Source organism: Gemella sp. 27098_8_149, from assembly GCF_041433745.1.
Classification (GTDB): Bacteria; Bacillota; Bacilli; order Staphylococcales; family Gemellaceae; genus Gemella.
Genome location: NZ_JAPWCB010000014.1, coordinates 12,495 through 35,386 on the forward strand (window position 1 = coordinate 12,495; position 22,892 = coordinate 35,386).

Annotated in this window: 19 protein-coding genes; 11 read left to right on the forward strand and 8 right to left on the reverse strand. The window is 30.7% G+C overall.

Annotated elements, in window-relative coordinates; translation table 11 throughout:
• The first annotated feature begins 1 nt into the window (after nucleotide 1).
• From O3801_RS06550 to O3801_RS06575, 6 genes are all read left to right on the forward strand, one after another.
• A complete protein-coding gene (locus O3801_RS06550; RefSeq protein ID WP_371454455.1) occupies nucleotides 2-2,014 on the forward strand; it encodes an FtsX-like permease family protein in 2,013 nt (670 codons plus the stop codon).
• Between the two features lie 108 nt (nucleotides 2,015-2,122).
• Complete coding sequence (locus O3801_RS06555) at nucleotides 2,123-2,722, forward strand: type IV toxin-antitoxin system AbiEi family antitoxin domain-containing protein (RefSeq protein WP_294683434.1); 600 nt, start codon at nucleotides 2,123-2,125, stop codon at nucleotides 2,720-2,722.
• On the forward strand, nucleotides 2,719-3,576 hold the full coding sequence (locus O3801_RS06560; RefSeq protein WP_371454456.1) for a nucleotidyl transferase AbiEii/AbiGii toxin family protein: 858 nt from the start codon (nucleotides 2,719-2,721) through the stop codon (nucleotides 3,574-3,576). Before O3801_RS06555 ends, O3801_RS06560 begins: the two co-directional genes overlap by 4 nt.
• Before the next feature lie 486 nt (nucleotides 3,577-4,062).
• On the forward strand, nucleotides 4,063-5,634 hold the full coding sequence (locus O3801_RS06565; RefSeq protein WP_294683432.1) for an ATP-binding cassette domain-containing protein: 1,572 nt from the start codon (nucleotides 4,063-4,065) through the stop codon (nucleotides 5,632-5,634).
• Between the two features lie 788 nt (nucleotides 5,635-6,422).
• Entirely contained in the window at nucleotides 6,423-8,144 is a 1,722-nt protein-coding gene (locus O3801_RS06570; RefSeq protein ID WP_371454457.1) for an ABC transporter ATP-binding protein/permease, read from the forward strand.
• Complete coding sequence (locus tag O3801_RS06575; RefSeq protein WP_294683430.1) at nucleotides 8,144-9,754, forward strand: ABC transporter ATP-binding protein; 1,611 nt, start codon at nucleotides 8,144-8,146, stop codon at nucleotides 9,752-9,754. The genes O3801_RS06570 and O3801_RS06575 overlap by 1 nt, the downstream gene beginning before the upstream one ends.
• A gap of 43 nt (nucleotides 9,755-9,797) precedes the next feature.
• On the opposite strand, the gene O3801_RS06580 is transcribed toward O3801_RS06575, so the two are convergent.
• From O3801_RS06580 to O3801_RS06590, 3 genes are read right to left on the reverse strand one after another with little or no spacing between them, the layout of a single operon-like run.
• Nucleotides 9,798-10,436 carry a TetR/AcrR family transcriptional regulator gene (locus O3801_RS06580; protein WP_371454458.1) on the reverse strand — a complete coding sequence of 213 codons (639 nt, stop codon included), beginning with the start codon at nucleotides 10,434-10,436 and terminating at the stop codon, nucleotides 9,798-9,800.
• A gap of 19 nt (nucleotides 10,437-10,455) precedes the next feature.
• On the reverse strand, nucleotides 10,456-11,538 hold the full coding sequence (locus tag O3801_RS06585; RefSeq protein ID WP_371454459.1) for an ABC transporter permease: 1,083 nt from the start codon (nucleotides 11,536-11,538) through the stop codon (nucleotides 10,456-10,458).
• 1 nt (nucleotide 11,539) lies between these two features.
• On the reverse strand, nucleotides 11,540-12,256 hold the full coding sequence (locus O3801_RS06590) for an ABC transporter ATP-binding protein (protein WP_371454460.1): 717 nt from the start codon (nucleotides 12,254-12,256) through the stop codon (nucleotides 11,540-11,542).
• A 704-nt stretch (nucleotides 12,257-12,960) separates the two neighbouring features.
• Here O3801_RS06590 and O3801_RS06595 point away from each other — a divergent pair.
• Together O3801_RS06595 and O3801_RS06600 are read left to right on the forward strand one after the other, a co-directional pair.
• Nucleotides 12,961-13,398, forward strand: a complete 438-nt coding sequence (locus tag O3801_RS06595) for a MepB family protein (RefSeq protein WP_371454461.1) — start codon at nucleotides 12,961-12,963, stop codon at nucleotides 13,396-13,398.
• Nucleotides 13,399-13,659: 261 nt separating this feature from the next.
• Nucleotides 13,660-13,950, forward strand: coding sequence for a PspC domain-containing protein (locus O3801_RS06600; protein ID WP_371454462.1), 291 nt, complete (start codon nucleotides 13,660-13,662; stop codon nucleotides 13,948-13,950).
• A 45-nt stretch (nucleotides 13,951-13,995) separates the two neighbouring features.
• On the opposite strand, the gene O3801_RS06605 is transcribed toward O3801_RS06600, so the two are convergent.
• The 4 genes from O3801_RS06605 to O3801_RS06620 form a co-directional block, all read right to left on the reverse strand.
• Nucleotides 13,996-14,694 carry an N-acetylmannosamine-6-phosphate 2-epimerase gene (locus tag O3801_RS06605; RefSeq protein WP_371454463.1) on the reverse strand — a complete coding sequence of 233 codons (699 nt, stop codon included), beginning with the start codon at nucleotides 14,692-14,694 and terminating at the stop codon, nucleotides 13,996-13,998.
• A 20-nt stretch (nucleotides 14,695-14,714) separates the two neighbouring features.
• Complete coding sequence (locus O3801_RS06610; protein ID WP_371454465.1) at nucleotides 14,715-15,419, reverse strand: GntR family transcriptional regulator; 705 nt, start codon at nucleotides 15,417-15,419, stop codon at nucleotides 14,715-14,717.
• A gap of 372 nt (nucleotides 15,420-15,791) precedes the next feature.
• Complete coding sequence (locus tag O3801_RS06615) at nucleotides 15,792-15,974, reverse strand: hypothetical protein (RefSeq protein ID WP_371454466.1); 183 nt, start codon at nucleotides 15,972-15,974, stop codon at nucleotides 15,792-15,794.
• 161 nt (nucleotides 15,975-16,135) lie between these two features.
• On the reverse strand, nucleotides 16,136-16,999 hold the full coding sequence (locus O3801_RS06620; protein ID WP_371454468.1) for an ROK family protein: 864 nt from the start codon (nucleotides 16,997-16,999) through the stop codon (nucleotides 16,136-16,138).
• A gap of 197 nt (nucleotides 17,000-17,196) precedes the next feature.
• Between O3801_RS06620 and manA the strand changes: the two genes are divergently transcribed.
• The 3 genes from manA to O3801_RS06635 all read left to right on the forward strand — a co-directional run bounded on the left by manA (nucleotide 17,197) and on the right by O3801_RS06635 (nucleotide 21,264).
• Entirely contained in the window at nucleotides 17,197-18,144 is a 948-nt protein-coding gene (gene manA, locus O3801_RS06625; RefSeq protein ID WP_371454469.1) for a mannose-6-phosphate isomerase, class I, read from the forward strand.
• Between the two features lie 435 nt (nucleotides 18,145-18,579).
• Nucleotides 18,580-19,458, forward strand: coding sequence for an N-acetylneuraminate lyase (locus O3801_RS06630; RefSeq protein ID WP_060913391.1), 879 nt, complete (start codon nucleotides 18,580-18,582; stop codon nucleotides 19,456-19,458).
• Nucleotides 19,459-19,710: 252 nt separating this feature from the next.
• Nucleotides 19,711-21,264: a sodium:solute symporter family protein gene (locus O3801_RS06635; protein ID WP_371454470.1), complete on the forward strand. Its 1,554-nt coding sequence runs from the start codon at nucleotides 19,711-19,713 to the stop codon at nucleotides 21,262-21,264.
• Nucleotides 21,265-21,446: 182 nt separating this feature from the next.
• Here the strand turns inward: O3801_RS06635 and O3801_RS06640 are convergent, their stop codons facing one another.
• On the reverse strand, nucleotides 21,447-22,733 hold the full coding sequence (locus O3801_RS06640; protein ID WP_371454471.1) for an IS1182 family transposase: 1,287 nt from the start codon (nucleotides 22,731-22,733) through the stop codon (nucleotides 21,447-21,449).
• Between the last annotated feature and the right edge of the window lie 159 nt (nucleotides 22,734-22,892).

Below are 22,892 nucleotides of genomic sequence, written 5' to 3' on the forward strand. Positions count from 1 at the left end.
GATGAGCTTCTTTTATAGCAAATTTGCTTTAAACAACCTTGTGAAAAATAAAAAATTTATAATACCTTATGTGTTATCAGCAATTTTTACAATAATGTCATTTTACATACTATCATCTTTAGCCTTTGGGGATAATTTAAACAAACTTCCAAACGGTATTGATGCTACAAAACAGGTGTTAAGTTTGGGGATAATTGTAATAGCGATTTTTTCTATAATATTCTTATTTTACACTTACAGTTTTTTAGTAAAACGTAGGGTAAAAGAATTCGGATTGTATTCTGTTTTAGGTATGACAAAAAAACAAATAGCTAAAATCTTAGTGTTAGAAACAATTTTTATCGCTGTAACTACAATAGTGTTAGGAATTGGATTAGGAATAATTTTTGATAAACTTATGTTGTTAGTATTATTGAAATTATTCTCAGCGGGGGTTAGCTTTGGGTTCAGCATAACACCAATAGCGATAGTTTTCTCAGTATTATTATTCGGGTTTATATACTTCTTACTACTAGTTTATACAGTTATTAAAATTGCTAGACTTAGAATTGTAGCCTTATTAAAAGATGAGAACAAAGGTGAAAAAGAACCAAAATCTAGATGGATTCTAGCATTAATCGGTTTAGCATTAATCGGTTATGGATATTACACAGCCCAAACTGTACAAAATCCTATAAAAGCATTATTAGTATTCTTTTATGCTGTAGTTGCGGTAATTATTGGTACATATCTAGTGTTTATGGCGGTTAGTATTACAGTACTAAAAATCATGAAAAATAATAAAAACTTCTACTATAAACCTAAAAACTTCATCAGTGTTTCTGGTTTATTATACAGAATGAAGAGAAATGCAGTAGGATTAGCGAATATCTGTATATTATCTACAATGGTTCTTGTAACTATGGGATCAACATCGGCGTTATATGCAGGTATGGAAAAATCTTATAATGAAAGATTCCCAAGACAATTAATGATCGCAGGCTATAATTCTACTAGTGAAAAACTAAAAGAAATTGAAAATAATGCAAAATTAGCAGCTAAAGAAGCGGGAACTGAAGTAGAAGATTTAGTATCATATAATTCATTACCTATGGTAGGAAGATTAGTTGAAGATAAGTTTAATTTTGAATCAAATGTAGGTGTAGACTTAAGTAATGTAAAAATGATAGTTGTTTTACAACTGAAAGATTATAATAAATTCGCTAATAAAAATAAAACATTAGAAAGTAATGAGATTTTATTACATATCGATAAAAAAGGAGATTACAATCATAATAGTATTTCTCTAAATGGTAGTGACTATAAAATTAAAGAAAAATTATCAGAGTTTCCAGGAACAATAGGCTCTGCAACAGCGAATATTATGGATACATATTATGCTGTTGTTAAAGATGAGAAAGAAGCAACTAAATTAGCTACAAAACTAACAGAGTTAAGTAGTAAAGAGTTAGAAAAAAGAGGGATTAGTATACAAACAGGTACTCCTACACTTCAAAACTACGTTGCCTTCAATATCAAAGACACTACTAAAGAAGCTAAGGTAATCGAAAGTTTTAAAAAATTAGAAAAACAAAGTGGTATAGAAATAGAAGGTAAAGAAGAAAATAAACTTACATTTAGAGGAGTGTTCGCATCATTCCTATTCATCGGGGTGTTCATAAGCTTTATCTTCGTAATAAGCCAAGTGGTAATCATGTACTACAAACAAATCTCAGAAGGATATGAAGATAAAGGAAACTTTGAAATCATGAGAAAAGTAGGTATTACAGATAAACAGATTAAACAATCAATAAGATCACAAGTATTGTTAATCTTCTTCTCACCGCTAATTATAGCGACATTACACACTATAGTAGCATATCCATTTATCGAAAAAATCTTAAGATTATTCTTAATAACAGATAGTAGCATATTCTTACAGGCACTTGCTGTGACAATCGTAGTCTTCGCAATCTTCTATCTAATAGTTTATGCAATAACATCAAAAATTTACTATAGAATTATAAAAGAATAGACGAAAATAAACTCCAGAGGAAAATTCTGGAGTTTTTTCGTTTTATTTGCATTTGGACTTTTGTTCTTATAAAATAGGAAATGTAAGAACGAAAAGGCGGTGGAAATGATGAGTAAAAAAGAATTACTACTAAATAAAATGAAGGAAAATAATGGAATTATTACAACAAAAGATGCATTATCATTAGGAGTTCATAAGGATACGTTAAAAAAACTTACGCATGATGAAGAAATAGTAAAAGTAGCGAACGGATTATATGTCTTAACTAATGAAGAAATAGACGAGTATCTTTATTTTTCTTACAGAGTACCAAAGGGAGTGTTCTCTCATGAAACTGCAGCCTACTTGCAAGGTTTATCCACAAGAATGCCACTCAACTATGTTATGATGGTAATGAAGGGTGATAATGTAAGTAGAATTAAGAAAAACAGGGATGATATTTCCTTTAAATATAGTAAAAAAGAATATTATGATTTAGGTAAGGAAAAAATAATCAGCCCATTCGGTAGAGAAGTTAGCGTGTATGATAAAGAAAAAACTATACTAGATCTTATAAGAGATAAAGATAGAGTTGATTCTGGCGTATTTAGTGAAGCTATGAAATTATATTTTGGAGGTGAAGATAAAGATTTATTAAAATTATCTAAATATGCCATGTATATGAATATGGAAGAACAGCTGAAACCTTATACGGAGGTATTATTATGAAGACAGCAGAACAAATAAAAGGGGCTATTAGAAATATATCGAAAGAAAAAGGTGTTAATCCTAATTCTTTGCTACAAATGTGTCTTTTTGAAGGGATACTCGAAAAGTTATCTAAGTCAAAATACAGGGAGAATTTTATATTGAAAGGTGGGTTATTAATCTCTTCTCTAATAGGTGTTGATATGAGGAGTACAATGGATATGGACACTACAATTAAAGGTATTCCTGTAAATGAAGAAACTATTACTAGAATAATTAATGAAATTTTAGCTATAGAAATTGATTTAGAAATCAGTTATAAATTGATAAAATTAACGCCGATAAGAAATGCTGATGTCTATGAGGATTTTAGTGCAAGTATTGAGTGTAAATTCGGGAAAATTAATGCAAGATTAAATATAGATATAACTACTGGCGATGTTATTACACCTAGAGAAATTAAATATTCTTACTCTAGAATATTAGATGAAGGGACAATTCCTATTATTACATACACCATAGAGACAATACTTGCGGAGAAATTTGAAACAATTTCAAGTAGAAACATTACAACAACAAGAGCTCGTGATTTTTATGATTTATTTATGATATATAATATGTATATTAATAAGATTAATCAAGAAATCTTAGAGGAAGCTATAGTAAAAACAGCGCGACAAAGAGGTTCTTTAAAAGCAATTAGACAATATAAGGAAATAGTAGAACTATTTAAAATTAATACTACAATAAAAAATATATGGGATAGATATGCAAAGAATAATCCGTATACAAAGGATATAAAATTTTTAGATACAGTAGAGGTATATGAGAAAATTGGCAATATATTAGATTTGGATAAAATAAAAAATGTATAAATGTAGTCGTAGTAACATCAAAAATTTACTATAGAATTATAAAAGAATAAACGAAAATAAACTCCAGAGGAAAAATCTGGAGTTTTTTTGTTTTATTTGCATTTGGACTTTTGGGAGTGACTTAAAAATCGTAATTTCGGAGAAATCGATTTTGTCGAGTCACCCCCGCACAGTTTATTAGATATCTAAAAAGCTTTTCTTAAGCGATTTTAGATATCAATAAACCACTGCGTCTATGAGTTCTTATATACACTTTGTTAAAATTAAGGTCTTCTGGATCACTCCCAAAAGTATGTTTTAGAAGCTATTTTAGAGTTAAAATAAAAGTTATTTCAATAAAAATCTGAAAATTAGAAAATAAAATGTGATAATTTTCACAAATTGTATTGATTATCTTTGTTATCTCTGATAAAATTTACATAATAAATATACTTTTAAAGTCAGAATGTAAACAGATTTTAGAATGTAGTGTTAGGGGTGAAGAGTGTGTTTAAGTTAATATTTAAACAAAAATATAGTATATTAGTATTTATTATTACGGTGTTATGCGCAGCAGCACAGGTTGCGACGTCTTACGGATTTAGCTTAATTATCCAGGCGACGGTAGATAAAAACTTAAGGTTCATGGTTTCGGCGACTATTGCGGTTATGTTGATATATGTTGCTTTAAATACATTGGGTTATTTCAGAGCGATATACGTTGAAAAATTGATTCAAAATTTTTCTACAAGTCTTAGAAAAACAGCAATTGCGGATTTTAAGAAAAAGTTAGTCTATAATGAGAAACATAATAATGGAGCAGAATGTATAGCTTTAAATACTACTGATATCCAGCAGTTTGAACAATATGCTGCTAATTGTTTATTTGCGATTTACAGTATATCTTTAGTTGTTATCTCAACAGTTGCGTTACTTAAGGTGAATATTACGTTATTTATTATTTCACTTGCATTGTCTTTATTAATGATGGTTCTACCTAAGTATTTCAACAAAGCGATAAAAACAACGACAAAAGACATTTCAAAAGCTACAGAAGATTTCAATAAGGATTTAGAGAATGCGCTGGCTAGTTCAGAAATGCTAAACAACTTTTCTGCGTTGAATTTATTAGATAGAATTGTAAATGTAGGTTCAAAAAATATAAAAAATGCTAAAGTTAATAGAAAAAAATCTATTATGACTTTACAAGGATTGAATGTGACAATAAATGCAGGTAACCAAATTGCATTGATTTTTATTGCGGGATATTTCGCATATAAAGGGTATATTGAATTTGCGATGATATTTGCGATATCAGGTTATACAGGAGAGTTCTTTGGAGGTTTAACAAAAGTAATCGAATTATATCCGAATTTTGCTTCAGCAAATGAATTGTTGAGTAAGTATCCAGAAATAAAAGAAGAGCAAAGTTTACCTAGAGTAGAAAAATTAGATAAGGCGATTGTAGTTTCTAATGTTAAATATAACTATCCAGATAAAACGGTAGAATTTCCTAATTTAATTTTTGAGAAAAACAAGAAATATTTAATAAAAGGTAAAAGTGGTAGTGGAAAATCAACATTAATCAATATTTTAAATGGTGATTTGAAAAATTATGAAGGTAGCGTAGAATGGGATAATAGAGAATTAAAACAATTCGATATTAAATCAGCGATTTCTACGATGAATCAAAAAGTGCAATTATTAAACTTATCGATCAAGGATAATATTATTTTAAACAAAGAATATAACGACAAACTATTTAGAGAAGTTCTGGAAAATTGTAAGTTAATCGATGTAATTGATAATTTAGAAGAAAAAGAAAATACAATACTAGACAATAAAAACTTAGCTTTATCAGGTGGACAACTGCAAAGATTAGGGTTGGCGAGAAGTTTATATCACAAAAAAGATGTATTCATAATTGACGAAGGTACGGCGAACTTAGATAGTAAGTTGGCAGATGATATTGAGGAAATAATATTAAAAGACAAAGATTCTACAGTTATTATGATAACTCACAGAAATAGTGAGAAAATCGAAAACTTAGCAGATAAAGTGATAACACTAGGTAGCTAGATGATTAAATAAGAGAGAAGGTAAGATTAAAAAATCTTGAACCTTCTTTTTTATTGTGTAGGTATGGACTTTTGTTCTTACAAAATGGGAAATGTAAGAACAAAAGTAATAAAAAAAGAGCGATATAGGATTGATATTTTAAAATATTTTCAGGAGCAAAAGAAAAACGCTAAGGGTTGCAACCCTTAGCGTAAGTAATCTTTGATATTTCCTAAAAGGGTGGACGATGTTCCAACCGTTCGCCCTTCCTTTGAAGATAGTATATTGTAGAATTATAGAAAAAGAAAGAAATAAATAAATGTGAAAAAATTATTGCAAGAAGCATTAAAAGAAGAATTTAGTATGTAAATATAAAGACAGCAATTTAGTAGAATGAAAAACTGAGTTGTTGTCTTTTTCTGATGAACACTCAACGCAGAAAGTTGCAAGAAAATGTACATTCGAGGCGAACAACCTAAAAAGGAACTTTGTAGTGTTTGTCCTCTTTGAGAGAACAGTGATGTAAAAAAATAAAAAACAAGGAATGATCCTAAAATTCTATTTCCCGAACATTCTTAATATTTTTTGAACATTTTCGTAACAATAAAAAATAAAGCTATCTTTTAATTTATCTATATAGTATAATAAAAAAGGTATAATTGATAATTAATATCAATATAGGTGACTAGAACCTTTTTCATAAAAAGAGTGAATGCTGGATTTCTATAAAAAACAACTAAAATCCCACAGCTATTTTTACTCTTTTTGTGTAAAATAAATCTAAATTTGAAATTAAATAAGGAGATATTATGAAGATAGATGGCAGAGCGATGGCTCTCTTTAATATCAAAAAAGAAGTATATCTCGTAGCGATTCTTAAACTTGTTGCCTTTTGGTGCTCGCTATTTTTCATCTACAACTTTGTAGATTTTCTATTTTATTCACTAGGTGAAGATAGTAGAAGCGGCGCTATGTTAGGTTTTATCCTAAAGACGGTAGTAGGTTTAGTAGTTTATTACGCAGCTACAACTGGGGATAATTACTTCAGTCACAAAATTTCTAAACAGGTTAGAAATACATTAAGGAAAGAAATCTACAACAAAGTAGAAAAACTTTCACTAAATTACACAGAAGCAGTAAATACTGGTAGTCTTCTTGTGATGAATTCTTCATCGATTGTGAATATCGAGTTTTATTTTAATAAGTTTGTACCACAGATGTTCGCGACATTGTTTATCGTACTTAGCTCGTTTGTGATTTATGGGAAGATTCATATCTTACTATTTATAGCGATGTTGTTATTATATCCGCTTATTCCTGTGTCTATTATGATTATTATTAAGAAGTCGAAAAAGGCTAATAAAAAGAACTTCAGCGATTTCTTAAGTTTATCTGAAGTATTCTACGATAGATTATCAGGTTTCACAACGGCAAAAATTTACGGTAAAGAAGATAATGTAGCGAGTGATGTTGATACTCGTAGTGCAAAATATAGAAAATCGACGATGGCATTACTTCGTCACCAACTTAATTCTATTAATGTAATGGATGCTATTACTTATGTTTCTATTTTTGTCTTATCAATTATCGCTATCTTTGCGGTGAAAGATCAGAAACTTATTGTTTTCGTAATCGTAGCTTCTTTAGAATGTTTTAAACCACTACGTGCATTAGGAGGTTTGTTCCATATTTCGATGAAAGGGAATGTTGAGTTAGATAATATCTATAAACTTCTTGATCATCCGGAGCAAGAAAAAGATGAAACTATCGAGGTAGAAGCCGGGAAAAATATTGTTCTTAATAATGTAAGTTTTTCTTATGGTGAAGAGACGACTTTAGAAAATATTAATATGCTATTCAAACCTGGTACGAAAACAGCATTAGTAGGAGAAAGTGGAAGTGGTAAGTCTACTATTATCAAATTAATTTTAGGTCTAAATTCTAACTATAGTGGAAGTATAAAATACGATAATTTCAATATTGATACTATTCCTACTAGAGAAATGTCTAAAATTACTACACTTATTACTAATGATAGTTACTTAGTTAAAGGTACTATAAGAGAGCATTTAAGTGTTCGTAAAAATATAAGCGAAGAAGAAATGTACAATGCTTTAGAAAGAGTTAATCTTAAAGATTTCGTGGAAGAACACGGTGGTCTAGACTATGAACTTGCGATAGGAGCTGCGAACCTTTCTGGTGGTCAAAGACAAAGATTACTTGCAGCAAAAGCAATTTTAAAAGATTCTTACTTGTATATACTTGATGAAGCTGTATCAAATATTGACGATTACAGTAAGGAAATCGTACTTAACGCTTTTGATTCAATTAGAGAAGGAAAAATTATTATCGTTATTTCTCATGATTTAGAGACTGTGACAAATTCAGATAATATCTATGTTCTAAAAGATAAGAAAATTATTGAAGAAGGAACACATGCTGAGCTGATTGAAGAAAATTCTCTATATAGAAAATTATTCACAGATCAACAACAACTGAAATCAAAATTTTTAGCTAAGGAGGTAGAGTAATGACATCATTAAGAGAATTAAAACAACTTTTAGCTATTGCTCAGGACTTTAAACGTCCATTGCTTAGAGCGACTTTATTCGGAAGTCTAGGTCACTTAACACTTGTCGTATTTACCTACTTCATCTCGTTATTCTTTTTAACAAAAATAACGACAATAGCTGTAATTTTATTCGTAGTAATCTTTGCTTTAGCTGTATTAAAAGGACTATTTAGTTATACTGAACAACTTTTAAATCATTACGTAGCGTTCAAAGTATTACATGCCTTACGTGTTAAAGTTTTAGAGAAATTCAAACGTATATCTGTCGACAGTTTTACAAAAAATACTTCAGGTGATTATATGACGATGATTACGACTGATATTGAATTATTAGAAGTTTTCTACGCGCATACGATAACACCATTTATGATTTATATCGTACAAAGTTTAGTAGTTAGTTTCTTCTTACTATTCTTTAGTGTGAAACTGGCGTTAGTAGCTTTAATAATCTATATCGTAATCGGACTTGTATATCCGTTAAGTTTTAGGAATGTTGGGCAAGATGTTGGTGAAGATTATCGTCGTAAACTGACTCAAGTAAACAACAATTCATCAGAAGAAGCTTATGGAATTTTTGAAACATTACAATATGGAAAAATCGATGAAGCAAAACGTAATATCGATATGGAAACTGAAGAACTGACAAGAAGTTCATATCTTAAAAATAAATTCTTAGTAGATCTGAATGTTCTAAATGTTGTAACTTATAATATCGGGGTGTTGGCATTTATCTACGTGGCATCTTCACTTGATAGTCGGTTCGTAACTGTTTCATTAGTTGCGATGTTTATCGTATCGTTTATTCCTATTTTATATATGGGTAATCTTGCTTCAACATTAAGTCAAACGATGGCTAGTGGGAAGAGATTCTTAGAGCTTATGAATACGCCGGAAGAAGCGGAAAATAGTGGAGTAGTTGTTGATTTTAATGAACTTAAAGTTGATAATTTAACATATCGATACGCTGATAATACTGTAGTGGATAATCTAAGCTTCGACGTGAAAAAAGGTGAAATTATCGGATTAAGTGGACCTAGTGGTTGTGGTAAATCTACAATAGCGAAGCTTATTATGAAATTCATCTCAGATGAAAATATGGAAGGTAATATTACTATCGACGGTGTTGATCTTAGAAATATAGATAACCGTTACTTTAGAGAAAATAGCTCGATAATTTTACAAGATAGTTACTTATTCAATGCAAAAATTAAAGATAATATCACATTCTTCGAAAAAGATTTAGATAAAGAAGAGTTGGATGCATCTTTAAGAAAAACTAACTTAAGAGGTTTTGTGGATAGCTTGAAACGTCGTGAAAATGAGATTGTTGGTGAAAGAAGTTCGAACATAAGTTCAGGTCAAAAACAACGTTTATCAGTAGCGCGTTCATTCTATAATGATAGTAAACTTCTAATTCTTGATGAAGCAACGGCAAACATCGATATCTTCAGTGAGATTGAAGTGCTAAAAGCTTTAGAAGAAAGTAAAAAAGATAAGATAACAATAATAATTTCACATAATAAATCAACATTATCAATCTGTGATAAGGTAATTAGATTAGGTGAATAAAAAGTGAGAGGAACTTGGAAAGTACCAAGCTCCTCTTTATTTATTACCTTGTTAAGTTTTTATAGATTTGTTGTTTAATAAATTGTAAATCATGCTCCTCAGTAGGACAAGGAACGTCTTCAAAAAGAATAAATCTTTGAGCTGAGTAGGTCATGATAGGCCCTGCGAATGAACGGATGACTTCGGCTGGAGATAAGTTCTCGTTAATTTCAGGATTAGTTCCTTTGTGTTCTTGTAATATATCTTCAAAGTTTATTTCTGCAAAGACCACTTTTAACGAATCGATAAGTTGTGCTTTTAAATTCTCGTTTGTTAATATTTCAGAGAATACTATTTTTACAGTATCCTTATTCTCTTTTAGGAAAACCATACGATCTTCGACAACATAACTGATTAATTCTTTAAGTGAATTAGTATTTTGAATTCTTTTTAGAAAATTTAAAAATAATTTAGGAATAACAGGGACTATTATTGAATATAATAAATCTTCTTTAGTCTTAAAGTATTTGAATACTGTTGCCTGACTAACGCCTGCTTCTTTAGCGATTTGAAGTGTAGATGTCCCATGGTATCCTTGTTTTGCGAATAATTTAATCGCAGCTTCTATTGTTTTTTTCTTACCAGGTGGAAAGGTTTCGTCATGAGATATGCTAAAGTAAGATTGTAAGATATTTTCAGTCATAAGAGTCTCCTATTATTTTTTAAACTTTTCTATATCGTTTTAAGCCTAGAATATTAAGTATTATTAGAAGGATGCAAAGTGCAAGTAGAACAATAATATCAGTTTTTATCGCAAGAAGATTTTTACCTTCTAAAATTATTTTGCTTAAACCGTCACTAGCGTAGGTAACAGGTAGGATTTTGCTAATATAGACGGCGATTTTCCCCATGCTCTCAACGGATACTATTCCTGAAAAGAACATTTGTGGAATAACTATTACTGGAACGAACTGCATAATTTGAAATTCTGATTTTGCGATTGTAGAGATTAGTAAACCTAATGTTAAGGCAACCATTGCTAGTAATACATTAACTATTATAACATAAAACGGATTTCCAGCAACTTCAATATTTAATAAATATATAGATGATAGAGTGACGATAATAGTTTGAATTACAGCTAATGAGCTATAAGATAGTACATATCCTAGGACAACTTCGCTTCTTTTTACCGGAGTTGCTAAAAGTCTATCTAGAGTTCCGCTAGTACGTTCTTTTAGTAGAGCCATTCCAGAGATTAGAAATACGAAGAAGAATAGGATATAGCCGATTAAAGTAGGTGCAACTTTATTAAAAAATGTTGAATCTGCATTACCGTAGTTATAATATTCTTTAACTTCAGGCTCTTGTTTGTTTTCACCTAATTTAGGGTTTACTTTTTTAATAATTTCTACCAAGTTTTTTGCTTCTGATGCTCTTATAGAGCTTTTTAAAACTTGTTGAGCTTGCATAGTTTTAGTAGAATCTATGTTAGCGTGAGTTACTGTATAAGTATTGTTATCGTAAGAAATCACGGTATCAATCTCGTTATTTTTTAATTTTTCTTCAGCAGCTTCTTTTGATTGATATTCCTCTAGATGAACGTTATCGATATCTTTCATTACAGATACGACACTTTGAGGAGTATTTACAGATGCTACAGTAATTTCAGAATTTGTATTTGCTGAAAAGACTATGCTGATTAACCACATTATAAAAATTGGGGCAACGAACATCATTGCCAAAGTTCTTTTATCTCTAAAAAACTCTTTAAAAACTCTTTTTGAAATAGTTAAAATTCTCATTTTATTTTTCCTCCACTTTTAAGAATACTTCTTCGATAGTAACAACATTATTTTTTTCTTTTAGATTTTTTGGTGTGTCAAAATCTATAATATCTCCACGAAGAAGAAGTCCAACTTTGTCTGTAAGCTCTGCCTCGTCCATTACGTGAGTTGTTACTAGTATGCCAACACCGTTATCCCTTTGTTTAAACAATTCTTTCCAAATTTTACGGCGAAGGCTAGGGTCTATACCGACTGTAGGTTCATCGAGTATAAGTAACTCAGGGCTACCGATTAGCGCAATAGCGAGTGAAAGTCTGCGTTTCATCCCACCTGAATAATTCGATACTAATTTTTTTAAGTGATCGGTTAGGTCGACTATTTTTGCCACATAAGCTATCTCTTCTTTTAGTTGTTTTGAAGGAATACCTTTCATTTTCCCGAAAAATTCTAAGTTTTCATAGCCGGTAAGCATCTCATAAAGGGCATCGCTTTGTGCCATATATCCAATATTAGAAAGAATTTCTCTTTTTGGCATTTTGTTATCTAGAACAAGTGCTTCACCTTTATCCGCTTTTTCCATACCAAGCATTGTTTTTATTAATGTTGACTTTCCAGATCCCGAAGGACCAATAAGACCGACAATTTCACCTTTTTCTAGGGTGAAATCAATGTCATCAAGGACTATTTGATTGCCAAAACTTTTTGATAATGAAGTAATTTGTATTAATTTTTTCATAAGAATCACCTTTCATTTTTAGAGTGAGTAAACACTCACTTCATAATTAAAAAAATATAGCTGAGATTATTTGAGGGATATTAGTGCGCTTAATTATTTTAGAACAGCGATTATTAAAGAATAGTTCAAGGTAGGTGCTAAGAAATATCCCATTAGAAATAATAATTTTAACCCTCGGTGAGTGAATGCTCACTTTATAATTAATATTATAGTGAGTAGACGCTCACTTGTCAAGAAGGAAATTTAAAAAGTTATAAAAAGGGGGATAAATGGCAAGTATTTTGATAAACCAAAATATTTGTTATAACATAAAGATAGAAAAAGTCTTATTGAAGTAGAAAAGGCTCTCTACACACTCTTTTATAGAGTACCTGAGATGATGGGTACGCCGTCCATCCTTTAAGACTCTTGTCAAAAAATAAAAGAACATTCTTCGGAGTGTTCTTTTATTTTTTAAGATAAGTATTTTACGGAAAATGTAAATTTTAAGATGTTTATTCTAAGTTCTTTATAATCTAAACTCTGTTTATGAACTGGTAAATACGGTCTATTCAAAATAATATGATATAATATTTATAAAACTAGAATAACAAAATCTGGAACAAGTTTTTAGAAGATAAAAAGATTATAAATCATACGACGGGGTTATAATACCTTATGTAGTGATTCAAGTGGAAATTTTATTAAGGGGGAGATACGTCATAATGAAAATACTTGAGGTTTTAAATGAGTTTTATGGTAATTTTGAATTCGCAAAAGAAAAGTGGAATGAGAAATACGAAGGTATCCTTATCAAAATAAAGGAAGAGCAAGAATATAAAAGATGTCGCTTGGCAAAAAAAACACCAAAAAAAGAAGGATATTTTACAGTTTTTTGGAAAAAAGACTCAAGAAATAAAAACATTCCATATACTAATGAAGATCTAGGGAATGAACTCGTTATTGTTGTGATCGATAACGATAAGAGAGGACTTTTTATTATTCCAAATGATGAGGCTATCCGTAAAAAAATTCTCTCGACAAAAGACATCAAAGGAAAAATGGCTATGAGATTTTATCCACCTTGGTGTACGAATTTAAATAAAACAGCTCTAGAAGCACAAAAATGGCAATTGAAATTTTTTAGAATAATTGAATCATAAGAATAATTTTTGATGTTCTTGACGAAAAACATTGATGAAATCTTTAGTGGATTCATATATATGCATATGATTTGTTTTTTATGCTCGATAAGAATTTCACTGTTACTGTCGCTTTTGAGATATTTATTACAAAATCTTATAATATAAACTTAGTTTAAAGTCACTTGAGTACAATAGTTAATATATATCACATAAGTGTGATATAATATTTATAAAGTCAGAATAATAAAATATCAACAATAAAGTCAGGAGGAATTTATTATGATAGATGGATTAAATAAATTATGGAATAAATTTCTTAATTTTTTAGAAGAAAAAAAAATTTATAAATCTTACGAAGGAGCTTTAATCTCTGGGGTATGTAGTGGTTTAAGTAAAAGATTTGGAATAAGTGCTAGTTTCTTACGAGTACTATTCTTATTAGCGAGTATTTTCTCATTCGGTAGTCCGATATTAATATATATACTGTTATCGATAATAATGCCGGCAAAACCGATGAAAGAAAACTACAGAAATTCAAGCTACATCGATGGACGTGCTTGGGAAAAATAATATAAAAAAGTTCTAATTGATCAAGTGTCAATTAGAACTTTTTGTTTATTTCACTGCATTAATAAATCTAGCTGCGATTTCTTTTGGACGAGTGATAGCTCCGCCAACTACTACGCTAAATGCCCCTGCGTCATAAGCTGCTTTTGCATGTTCAGGGTAGTGGATACGACCTTCTGCGATTATTGGCACAGAAATAGTTTCAGAAAGTTTTTTGATAAGATCTAAGTCTACTTCGTTCGGTCTATCTTTTGTATTTTCTGTATAACCACTTAATGTAGTTCCGACAAAATCAAGACCGATGTTAGCCGCATTTACACCTTCTTCGAATGTAGCGATGTCAGCCATTAAAATAATGTCAGGGTACTTAGCTTTGATTTCTGCGATAAAATCATTGATTGTTGTACCATCGAAACGAGGGCGTAAAGTACAGTCTAAGGCGATTATTTCACAACCTGTTTCTACAAGAGCATCTACTTCTTTCATAGTTGCTGTGATGAATTGTGACATACCTTCATAACTTTGTTTAATAATTCCGATAACAGGTAGGTCAACTGTTTCTTTAATTTGAACTATATCAGTAACTCCCTGTGCACGAATACCAACAGCGCCAGCTTCTTTAGCAGCTAGTGCCATAAGTTTCATAATTCCACCTTCTTCAACATATAGTGGTTCTCCAGGTAATGCTTGGCAAGAAACGATAATTCCGCCTTTAATTTGGTTTAAGATTTTTTCTTTTTTGTTCATAGTTAGCTCCAATCTAACGCTTAATCTTTAATTGTTAAGCTGTAGTATTTGTAATTTATAAAGATTTTTACATATTCGAAAATTTTACCGTCTGCGAAGTAGGTGTACCTATCAAATTCAAAACATGGTTCACCGTCTTTAGCGATAAAGTTGGCAATTTCTTCAGGAGTATCAACTATAACTTTCATAGTTTTTTTAGATTTTTCTTGGTGAATATCTATACGATATTTTTTTCTAATCATAGTAGCAAGCTCTTTGAAACTGTCGATATCATCGATATTAACATCAGGTAAATATTTAATCGGAATATAGTTAGTTTGGTGAGCCCAAGCAACATTACCGATATATTTAATACGAGCTACTTTCAGAAGTTTTTGATTTTTTAATTTTAATTTTGAGCAAAGCTCTTTATCTTGAATAATTTCGGCTTCAATAACTTCAGAATGCTCAGATACTGATTCTTTGAAGTGTTTGTGGAAGTTGTTGTTTTCTGTAACGAAGACTTTTTTATTAACTAAAGTTTTATTAACGAAACTTCCTTTACCTTGAATTCTAAAAATGTACCCTGCTGATTCTAGTTCGTTTAGTACACGAACAGCAGTAGTACTACTAACATTATATATTTCTTTAATCTCTTTTTCTGTGTAGAGTTGTTCACCTTCTTTAAAAATACCAGTTTGTATTTTTAAGATGATATCATTTATAATCTTTTCGTATTTTTTCAAGTTGATCCCTCCTTGACTTAATTATTATTTATTTATCAAAATTTAATGTGTTAACTTAAATTTATATTATCACTTATGCTAGACTTTGTAAAGAAAAAACTTAAAAAATATTAGAAAAAAATTTAAACGGTTGCAAAAAGTATAAATTAACGCTGAACAAAGCTTTGAAGTTCTGTTGAAAAATAAAAAGGGAGTGACTCGGAAATCGTGGTTTCAAAGAAATAAGATTTTTTCGAATCACTCCGGTAAAGTTTATTAGATGTCTGAAAAGTTTTTATAGAATGAATTTATAGTAAATTTATAAGGATATTAGTGGATGGGTAAGTGTAGATATTATCATAATCTATATAGGTGTATTCTTCGTACTTATTTCTACTCATATTTTTTTGTAATAGTGGTAATTTTGTTTTTTAATTCGAGAACATCATTAGTTGATGGGATCCAACCTTCAATTATATTTGTACTTAGTGCATACCAGACACTCTTAAAATCTTTAATATTATCGAATTTAATCCCCATAATAGTTAATTCGTTTTCGTTTAGGTCTAATTTCATAGCATAATCTCCTTATACTGTTTCTTGATTTTATTATATATTATACAGAAGAGGAATACAATCAAAAGTATAAATTAACGTAGAACAGAGCTTTGAAGTTCTGTTGAAAAATGGAAACCCCTCCTTACTATTTAAGTAAAGAGGGGGTAAAGTTTAATATCTTATTTTTCTATAAATGTGCTAATAGCTCCGTATAGGGCTGCGTCATTTCCTAGTTCGGCTGCTAGGAATTTAGTTTGGTTGTTTTCGATTGGGTGAAGTTCACGTACTTTTGCTTCAAGTTTGTTTAGTAAGTAATCTCCTTGAGCAGAAACAGCACCACCGATTACGATGTACTTAGGATCTAGAATACATAGTAAGTTAACAATACCACGAGCAAGTTCGAATAACCATTCGTCTAATACTTTTAGTGCAGTTGTATCTTCACGTTTACAAAGGTCGAAGAATTCGATAACGCTAAGTCCTTCGTACATTTCAGTTTTGATTTTTCTATCTAGTGCGATAGTAGAAGCACGTTGTTCGTAAGTAGTTTTAGTGTCGAAATCGTAAAGAGATTGTCCGATTTCACCTACACCGAAGTTAGATCCGAAAGGAAGACTAGTTAGGTAGTAAGCACCACCGATTCCAGTTCCTAAAGCCATACAGAATACTTCATCTAAACCTTTTGCTCCACCAAGCCATTGTTCACCAAGTAGTGCACAGTTAACATCGTTATCTGCGTATACTGGAATACCTAGTCTATCTCCGAAATCACGTTTGAAGTTAGTTCCAAGATAGTTTTTAATAGTTGGAGCTGAACGGATAACTTCCATGTTAACATTGTCGATAACACCAGCTGCAGAAATACCAGCTGCAGAGAAGTTATAGCTTTCGCGGATTTTGCTAGCGATTCTGAACATTTCATCAGTAACTTTTACAGTTACGTTGTCAGGTGTTTTACAAGTTTCGTAATGGATGATTTTATAGTTATCATCAATCACAGCAAATTTTATACTTGTTCCACCAATATCAATTCCTAAATACATATTATACCTACTTTCTTAATAAAGACATATTATTCTTTAAATTTTATTAATGTTAAAAATTCTTTACAACGATATATTACCATAAAAACGTTTTTTTGAAAATAAGTTATTGAAAAAAATTAAAAGGTATATGCTGTATAAAAAAGAGTGACTAGTGTATAATAAACTTGAAGTTAGAATTATTTAAGGAGAATAAAATGGATAAAATTATATTTTTAGAGCCTGTATTTTGTGAAAGAATATGGGGAGGGCGCAATTTAGAGAAGTTTGATTTTTCTATTCCACAAGGAAATATCGGAGAAGCGTGGGTGATTGCGGCTCACAATAATGGTAGCTCAAAAATAACAAATGGCGACTTAGCAGGCTTAACATTAAAAGAAGCGTACGAGAAACAGCCTAGTTTATTTACTGAGAAAAAGTATGATAAGTTTCCGTTATTAATTAAGATTTTAGATGCTAGTGATAATCTATCAGTTCAAGTACATCCCGAAGATGATTATGCACGAGTAAATGAGAATGGAGAACTAGGTAAAACTGAATGTTGGTATGTACTTGATGCTAAAGAAGGTGCGAAGTTAGTATATGGACATACTGCAGAAACAAAAGAGGAGTTCAGTGATAAGATAGATTCCGAACAATGGCAAGAGTTGTTTATAGAAGAAGAAGTAAAAGCGGGAGATTTCTTTTATATTCCAGCGGGAACTCTTCATGCGATAGGAGAGGGAATATTAATATATGAAGTGCAACAAAATTCTGATACAACATATCGAGTGTATGATTATGATCGTGTTGATAAAGATGGTAATAAACGTGAACTTCATATAGAAAAAACAAAAGATGTAAGTAAAGTTCCGTTTGAAAAAGTTACTACAAGCCCTAAAGTGAAAAAATTAGAAGGTGCTACACTAACATACTTAGCAGATGAAAAGTACTTCTCTGTGTTTAAGGTCGAAGTGGAGGGGCAAGTAACTCTTGAAAAAACTAGAACAGGAAATCTATTCACCGTTCTTAATGGTAGCGGAAGTGTAGAAATAGATGGCAACAGTTATGATGTGAGAAAAGGAGATAGCTTTATCTTAACAACAGACTGTAGCAAGTATACATTAAAAGGAGAAATGTTCTTAATAGGTAGTTATGACAGATAGGTATTAAAAATAAGGACAGCCAATTTGATATTGAATTTTTTGTATTTGGTTGTTACATTATAATGTTCGATTTAAAGATTTTTAAGTAACAAATAAAGGTTATTAGAAGCGACTTCATAAGTCTGATTTTTATAAAATGATGACTTGTGAGTCGTATTTTATTTTTTAAAAAGATAGGTTTAATGTATTAAATAGAGATGGTAAGACTAGACAATAGATTTACATATGCTATATAAGCGTCAACTGGATTAAGTATCACTATGTGGTGTAAACATGATAATAACAGCAGTAATTAAAAGGTTTTCAAAAAAATAATGTTTTTTGAGCTTTTTCTATTGACAAAGTAAAGAAAACGTTTTAAAATGTAAGTGTATTAAAATTTAATGTGTTAAATAAATGCATAAAATAAAAAACAAATAACGGAGGTTATTATAAATGAAAGATTTAAAAGGACTTTATTCAGCTTTACTTATTCCATTTGACGAAAATGGTGAGGTTAAAGAAGAGGGGCTAAGACAGGTTATCGAACATAACATCAATGTAAGTAAAATTGATGGTTTATATGTTAACGGAAGTAGTGGGGAGAACTTCTTATTAAACACTGCTCAAAAGAAACAAATTTTTAAATTTGTAAAAGAAGTAGTTGGGGACAGAGTTAAACTTATTGCTCAAGTTGGATCTTTAGATCTTAATGAAGCGGTAGAATTAGCTAAATACGCTACAGAATTAGGATATGACTCATTATCAGCAGTTACTCCATTCTACTACCCATTATCATTTAACGAAATTAAACATTACTACAAAACAATCATCGATGCTACAGATAACAGCATGATTCTTTACTACATTCCATTCTTAACAGGGGTTAAAATTAGTTTAGATCAATTCGCTGAGTTACTAGAAGATGAAAAAGTTATCGGTGTTAAATACACTGCTGCAGACTTCTATCAATTAGAAAGATTCAGAAAACGATTCCCTAACAAACTAATTTGGTCTGGATTCGATGAAATGTTAGTTCAAGCTGCTATTACAGGAGTAGACGGAGCTATCGGTTCTACATACAACGTTAACGGACAAAGAAGCCAAGAAATCTTCAGACTTGCTAAAGAAGGTAAAGTTGCTGAAGCTTACGAACTTCAACATGAAGCAAACGATGTAATTGAAAAAGTATTAGAGTTAGGATTATATCAAACTCTTAAAGAAATCTTAAAAGTTAAAGGTATTGATGCAGGATACTGTAAACAACCTATGAAAGTATTCGATCCAGCTAAATTACCAGAAGTTGAAAAATTAGTTAAAGATTATAACCTATAATTTTAAAAAATAAGGGGTAAATATAGGGGGAAAGAGGATGAACCAAAAGTCAAAAATTTTAACAAGGTTCATATGAAAACTCATAGACGCAGTGGTTTATTGATATCTAAAATCGCTTTATAAAAGCTTTTTAGATATCTAATAAACTGTGCGGGGGTGACTCGACAAAATCGATTTCTTTGAAATCATGATTTTTGAGTCACTCCCTTCGAGAAAACTAGTAAATTTAAAAAGTATAAAGGAGGAAGTACCATGGATAAGATAGGATTTGGTACGCTTAACAGTATAGTATTAGCAATTTATCTAATAGCTATGCTAGCGATAGGGGTGTATTTCACGAAAAAAGCAGGTGAAAGCACGGATGAATTCTTTAAAGCCGGAGGAAACATTCCATCTTGGGCAGTAGGATTCTCAATTTACGCAACAACATTATCTGCCATTACATTTATGGCAACACCGGAAAAAGCATTTAACGGAGACTGGACATACGCAGCAGGGAACTTCTCAATTATCGCGATTATTCCGATATTGATTCACTACTATGTTCCATTCTTTAGAAAATTAAATGTAACAACAGCATATGAATATTTAGAAGAACGTTTTAATCCTAGTGTACGTGTAGTAGGAAGTGTGTTATTCTCACTATTCCATATTGGACGTGTAGCTATCGTTATTTACTTACCAACAGTTGCTATTACATCAGTATCGACACTTAATCCATTCTTAGTGTGTGCGGTTATCGGATTACTTTGCGTAGTTTACTCATTCTTAGGAGGGGTAGAAGGAGTTATCTGGACAGACGTTATCCAAGGGATTATCTTACTTGGAGGAGCTATCCTAGTAATTATCTTAGGAGCTTACCACGTAGGTGGATTTGGTAACATTACTCAAGATGCTTTAGCAAATGGTAAAATCGTAACTGCTGAAAAATTTAGCTGGTCATTAACTGCATCTACTATTCCAATTATTTTTATTGGATCAGTATTTAACAGTTTACAACAATACACAGCTTCTCAAGACGTAGTTCAACGTTATAGTACTACTGAATCTGTAGAAGAAACTAACAAATCAATCTGGACTAACGGATTATTAGCATTCATCTCTATTCCAATCTTCTACGGAATGGGAACAGTTTTATACAGCTTCTACAAAGGTAGCCACGCTGTAACAAAATTACCAGACTTCATGAACGCTGAAGTAGTAGGTAAAGCAGCTAATACAACAGCTTTAGTACCTTACTTCATCTTAACAGCATTACCTGCGGGGGTTGCGGGATTAGTTATCGCAGCTATCTTAGCAGCTGCTCAATCAACTATCGCATCAAGCTTAAACTCAATTTCAGCTTGTATCACAGTTGATATTAAACAACGTTTCTTCGGATTAAGTAAAGATGCTAAACAAGACGTTCTATTAGCTCGTATTATCATTATCGTAGCTGGTGTATTAGGAACAATCGCAGCATTATACTTCGTAAACTCTAACCAAAAAGAAACTTGGGATTTATTCCTTAAATATATCGGACTTCTAGGGGTGCCTTTAGCAGGTACATTCGCACTTGGTATCTTCACTAAACGTGCAAACGGAGCTGGAGCATTATTAGGATTAGTAGTTGCAGGACTTGTATGTTGGTACATCCAAGACTTCACAACTTATGCTAAACAAAGTCCATTCATCTTCTCAGGATTCTCATTCTTAAGTGCATTAGTATTCGGTTATATCTGTAGTTTCTTCTTCAAATCTACTAAAAATATCACTGGACTTACTATTCACACTAAAGATCAAGAATATGTAAAAGAAGCAAAATAATAATAAAGTCAAATCTCAAAAAATATAACGAACTTACAGAAAATAATCCTCAACCTAGTGTTGAGGATTATTTTCAGATTGTTGACAAAACGACCAAAATATCAATGAACATATTGATGTTTTGGTCGTTTTTCAAAAAAAATAAGCCTTATGACTAAAGCATCAGTAGTATTAAGAGATGATTATACCTCTCTTAGTGCTATTGTTTTCATATTTTGAACGCAACAAGACAACCAAGCGTACGACTGTACTTTGGCTTTACCTCTATATTGTGCATATCTGTATCCATGATTTTGTTTAGAATCCGCAAAGCTACGTTCTATTGTTTCTTTTCTTCTCTTATACAATAGTTTTCCTTCTTTTGATATACGTCTTAATCTAGCTTCATCATAATAATCCGCATTTATATGGCGTCTTACTATTTTCTTCTCGTTTTTATCATCACTTTTATATTGTTTATATCCAGTTCTATCTATATTTCTGTATCTAAATATTTCTCCTGTTCGTTTATCCACATATATATCTTTTTCTGGTAAATATTTGAAATATTTTTTATCTTTTGATTTTGAGAATCTTCTATATCCTATTACTGAAAATATATTTTTTTTATCTAACTGTTTTAGTATGTCTAGAGAATAATATCCGCTATCTAACGCAACTTTTCCTGGTGTTAATCCGAAATTTTTTTCTATCTGATTTAATCTATCTATATATGGACCACTATCATGAACGTTTCCTGGAGTTATGTGACAATCCATGATTATATTATTTTTCCCATCTACTGTTCTATGGTCTAAATACATAAAACCTTCTTCTTTATGATCTCTGTGATAATAACCGCTATCCGGATCGGTAGTGTTAATTTTCTGCTTTTTTACAACTTGTTCCTCTTTGTACTCAAAAGGCTTTTTTCCTTTTTTGTTTCTCTCTTCATTTATTTCTTTTTCTAAATCTAATTTTCTTTTTTTTATTTTTGTAGTTACTTCAACTTTGAATTTCTTTTTATTTGCGTTGGCTTTAATATGTGTTGAATCAGTAAAAAACTCATTACCACCTACTAGTTTCTTTTCTATTGCTTGATTTACTATATTAATAAATATTTGTTCGAACACATCAGTTCCTTGGAAACGTCGAATATAGTTTTGTGAAAATGTAGAGTAGTGTGGAACTGGTTTAGAAAATGGTATCCCTAAAAACCATCTAAATGCAGCATCTGTTTCTATTCTTTTTATTGTTTCTCTCATTGATTTTATTCCATAGAAATCTTTTAAAAACACTAATTTGAATAATACTACAGGGTCTAAACAATTTCTACCTGATGTGTGGCTATAGTATTCTTCTGTCAAATCATAAATAAATTTAAAATCAATTGCTTCGGCTACTTTTCTTAAAAAATGATCTTTAGGTACTATTTCTGATAATGTCATTAGTATTATTTCATCTTTGATATTTTCTACTTTATTAAACATACTAAAACCTCCTTTGTATACTTATATTATACCATTTTAAGGATTTTATTTCAGTTAAAAAACAGGCTGTTGACCTATTTGTCAACAGCCTGAAAAAGTGTCTGAAAATATATTTTCAGACACTTTTTATATGCTATAATTTTCGTTAATATTATAACA

What these genes read in the sequence shown, in the direction of transcription:
- O3801_RS06550 (WP_371454455.1), top strand. Translation starts at nt 2, where the DNA reads ATGAGCTTCTTTTATAGCAAATTTGCTTTAAACAACCTTGTGAAAAAT.
- O3801_RS06555 (WP_294683434.1), top strand. Translation starts at nt 2,123, where the DNA reads ATGAGTAAAAAAGAATTACTACTAAATAAAATGAAGGAAAATAATGGA.
- O3801_RS06560 (WP_371454456.1), top strand. Translation starts at nt 2,719, where the DNA reads ATGAAGACAGCAGAACAAATAAAAGGGGCTATTAGAAATATATCGAAA.
- O3801_RS06570 (WP_371454457.1), top strand. Translation starts at nt 6,423, where the DNA reads ATGAAGATAGATGGCAGAGCGATGGCTCTCTTTAATATCAAAAAAGAA.
- O3801_RS06575 (WP_294683430.1), top strand. Translation starts at nt 8,144, where the DNA reads ATGACATCATTAAGAGAATTAAAACAACTTTTAGCTATTGCTCAGGAC.
- O3801_RS06580 (WP_371454458.1), bottom strand. Translation starts at nt 10,436, where the DNA reads ATGACTGAAAATATCTTACAATCTTACTTTAGCATATCTCATGACGAA.
- O3801_RS06585 (WP_371454459.1), bottom strand. Translation starts at nt 11,538, where the DNA reads ATGAGAATTTTAACTATTTCAAAAAGAGTTTTTAAAGAGTTTTTTAGA.
- O3801_RS06590 (WP_371454460.1), bottom strand. Translation starts at nt 12,256, where the DNA reads ATGAAAAAATTAATACAAATTACTTCATTATCAAAAAGTTTTGGCAAT.
- O3801_RS06595 (WP_371454461.1), top strand. Translation starts at nt 12,961, where the DNA reads ATGAAAATACTTGAGGTTTTAAATGAGTTTTATGGTAATTTTGAATTC.
- O3801_RS06600 (WP_371454462.1), top strand. Translation starts at nt 13,660, where the DNA reads ATGATAGATGGATTAAATAAATTATGGAATAAATTTCTTAATTTTTTA.
- O3801_RS06605 (WP_371454463.1), bottom strand. Translation starts at nt 14,694, where the DNA reads ATGAACAAAAAAGAAAAAATCTTAAACCAAATTAAAGGCGGAATTATC.
- O3801_RS06615 (WP_371454466.1), bottom strand. Translation starts at nt 15,974, where the DNA reads ATGAAATTAGACCTAAACGAAAACGAATTAACTATTATGGGGATTAAA.
- O3801_RS06620 (WP_371454468.1), bottom strand. Translation starts at nt 16,999, where the DNA reads ATGTATTTAGGAATTGATATTGGTGGAACAAGTATAAAATTTGCTGTG.
- manA (WP_371454469.1), top strand. Translation starts at nt 17,197, where the DNA reads ATGGATAAAATTATATTTTTAGAGCCTGTATTTTGTGAAAGAATATGG.
- O3801_RS06630 (WP_060913391.1), top strand. Translation starts at nt 18,580, where the DNA reads ATGAAAGATTTAAAAGGACTTTATTCAGCTTTACTTATTCCATTTGAC.
- O3801_RS06635 (WP_371454470.1), top strand. Translation starts at nt 19,711, where the DNA reads ATGGATAAGATAGGATTTGGTACGCTTAACAGTATAGTATTAGCAATT.
- O3801_RS06640 (WP_371454471.1), bottom strand. Translation starts at nt 22,733, where the DNA reads ATGTTTAATAAAGTAGAAAATATCAAAGATGAAATAATACTAATGACA.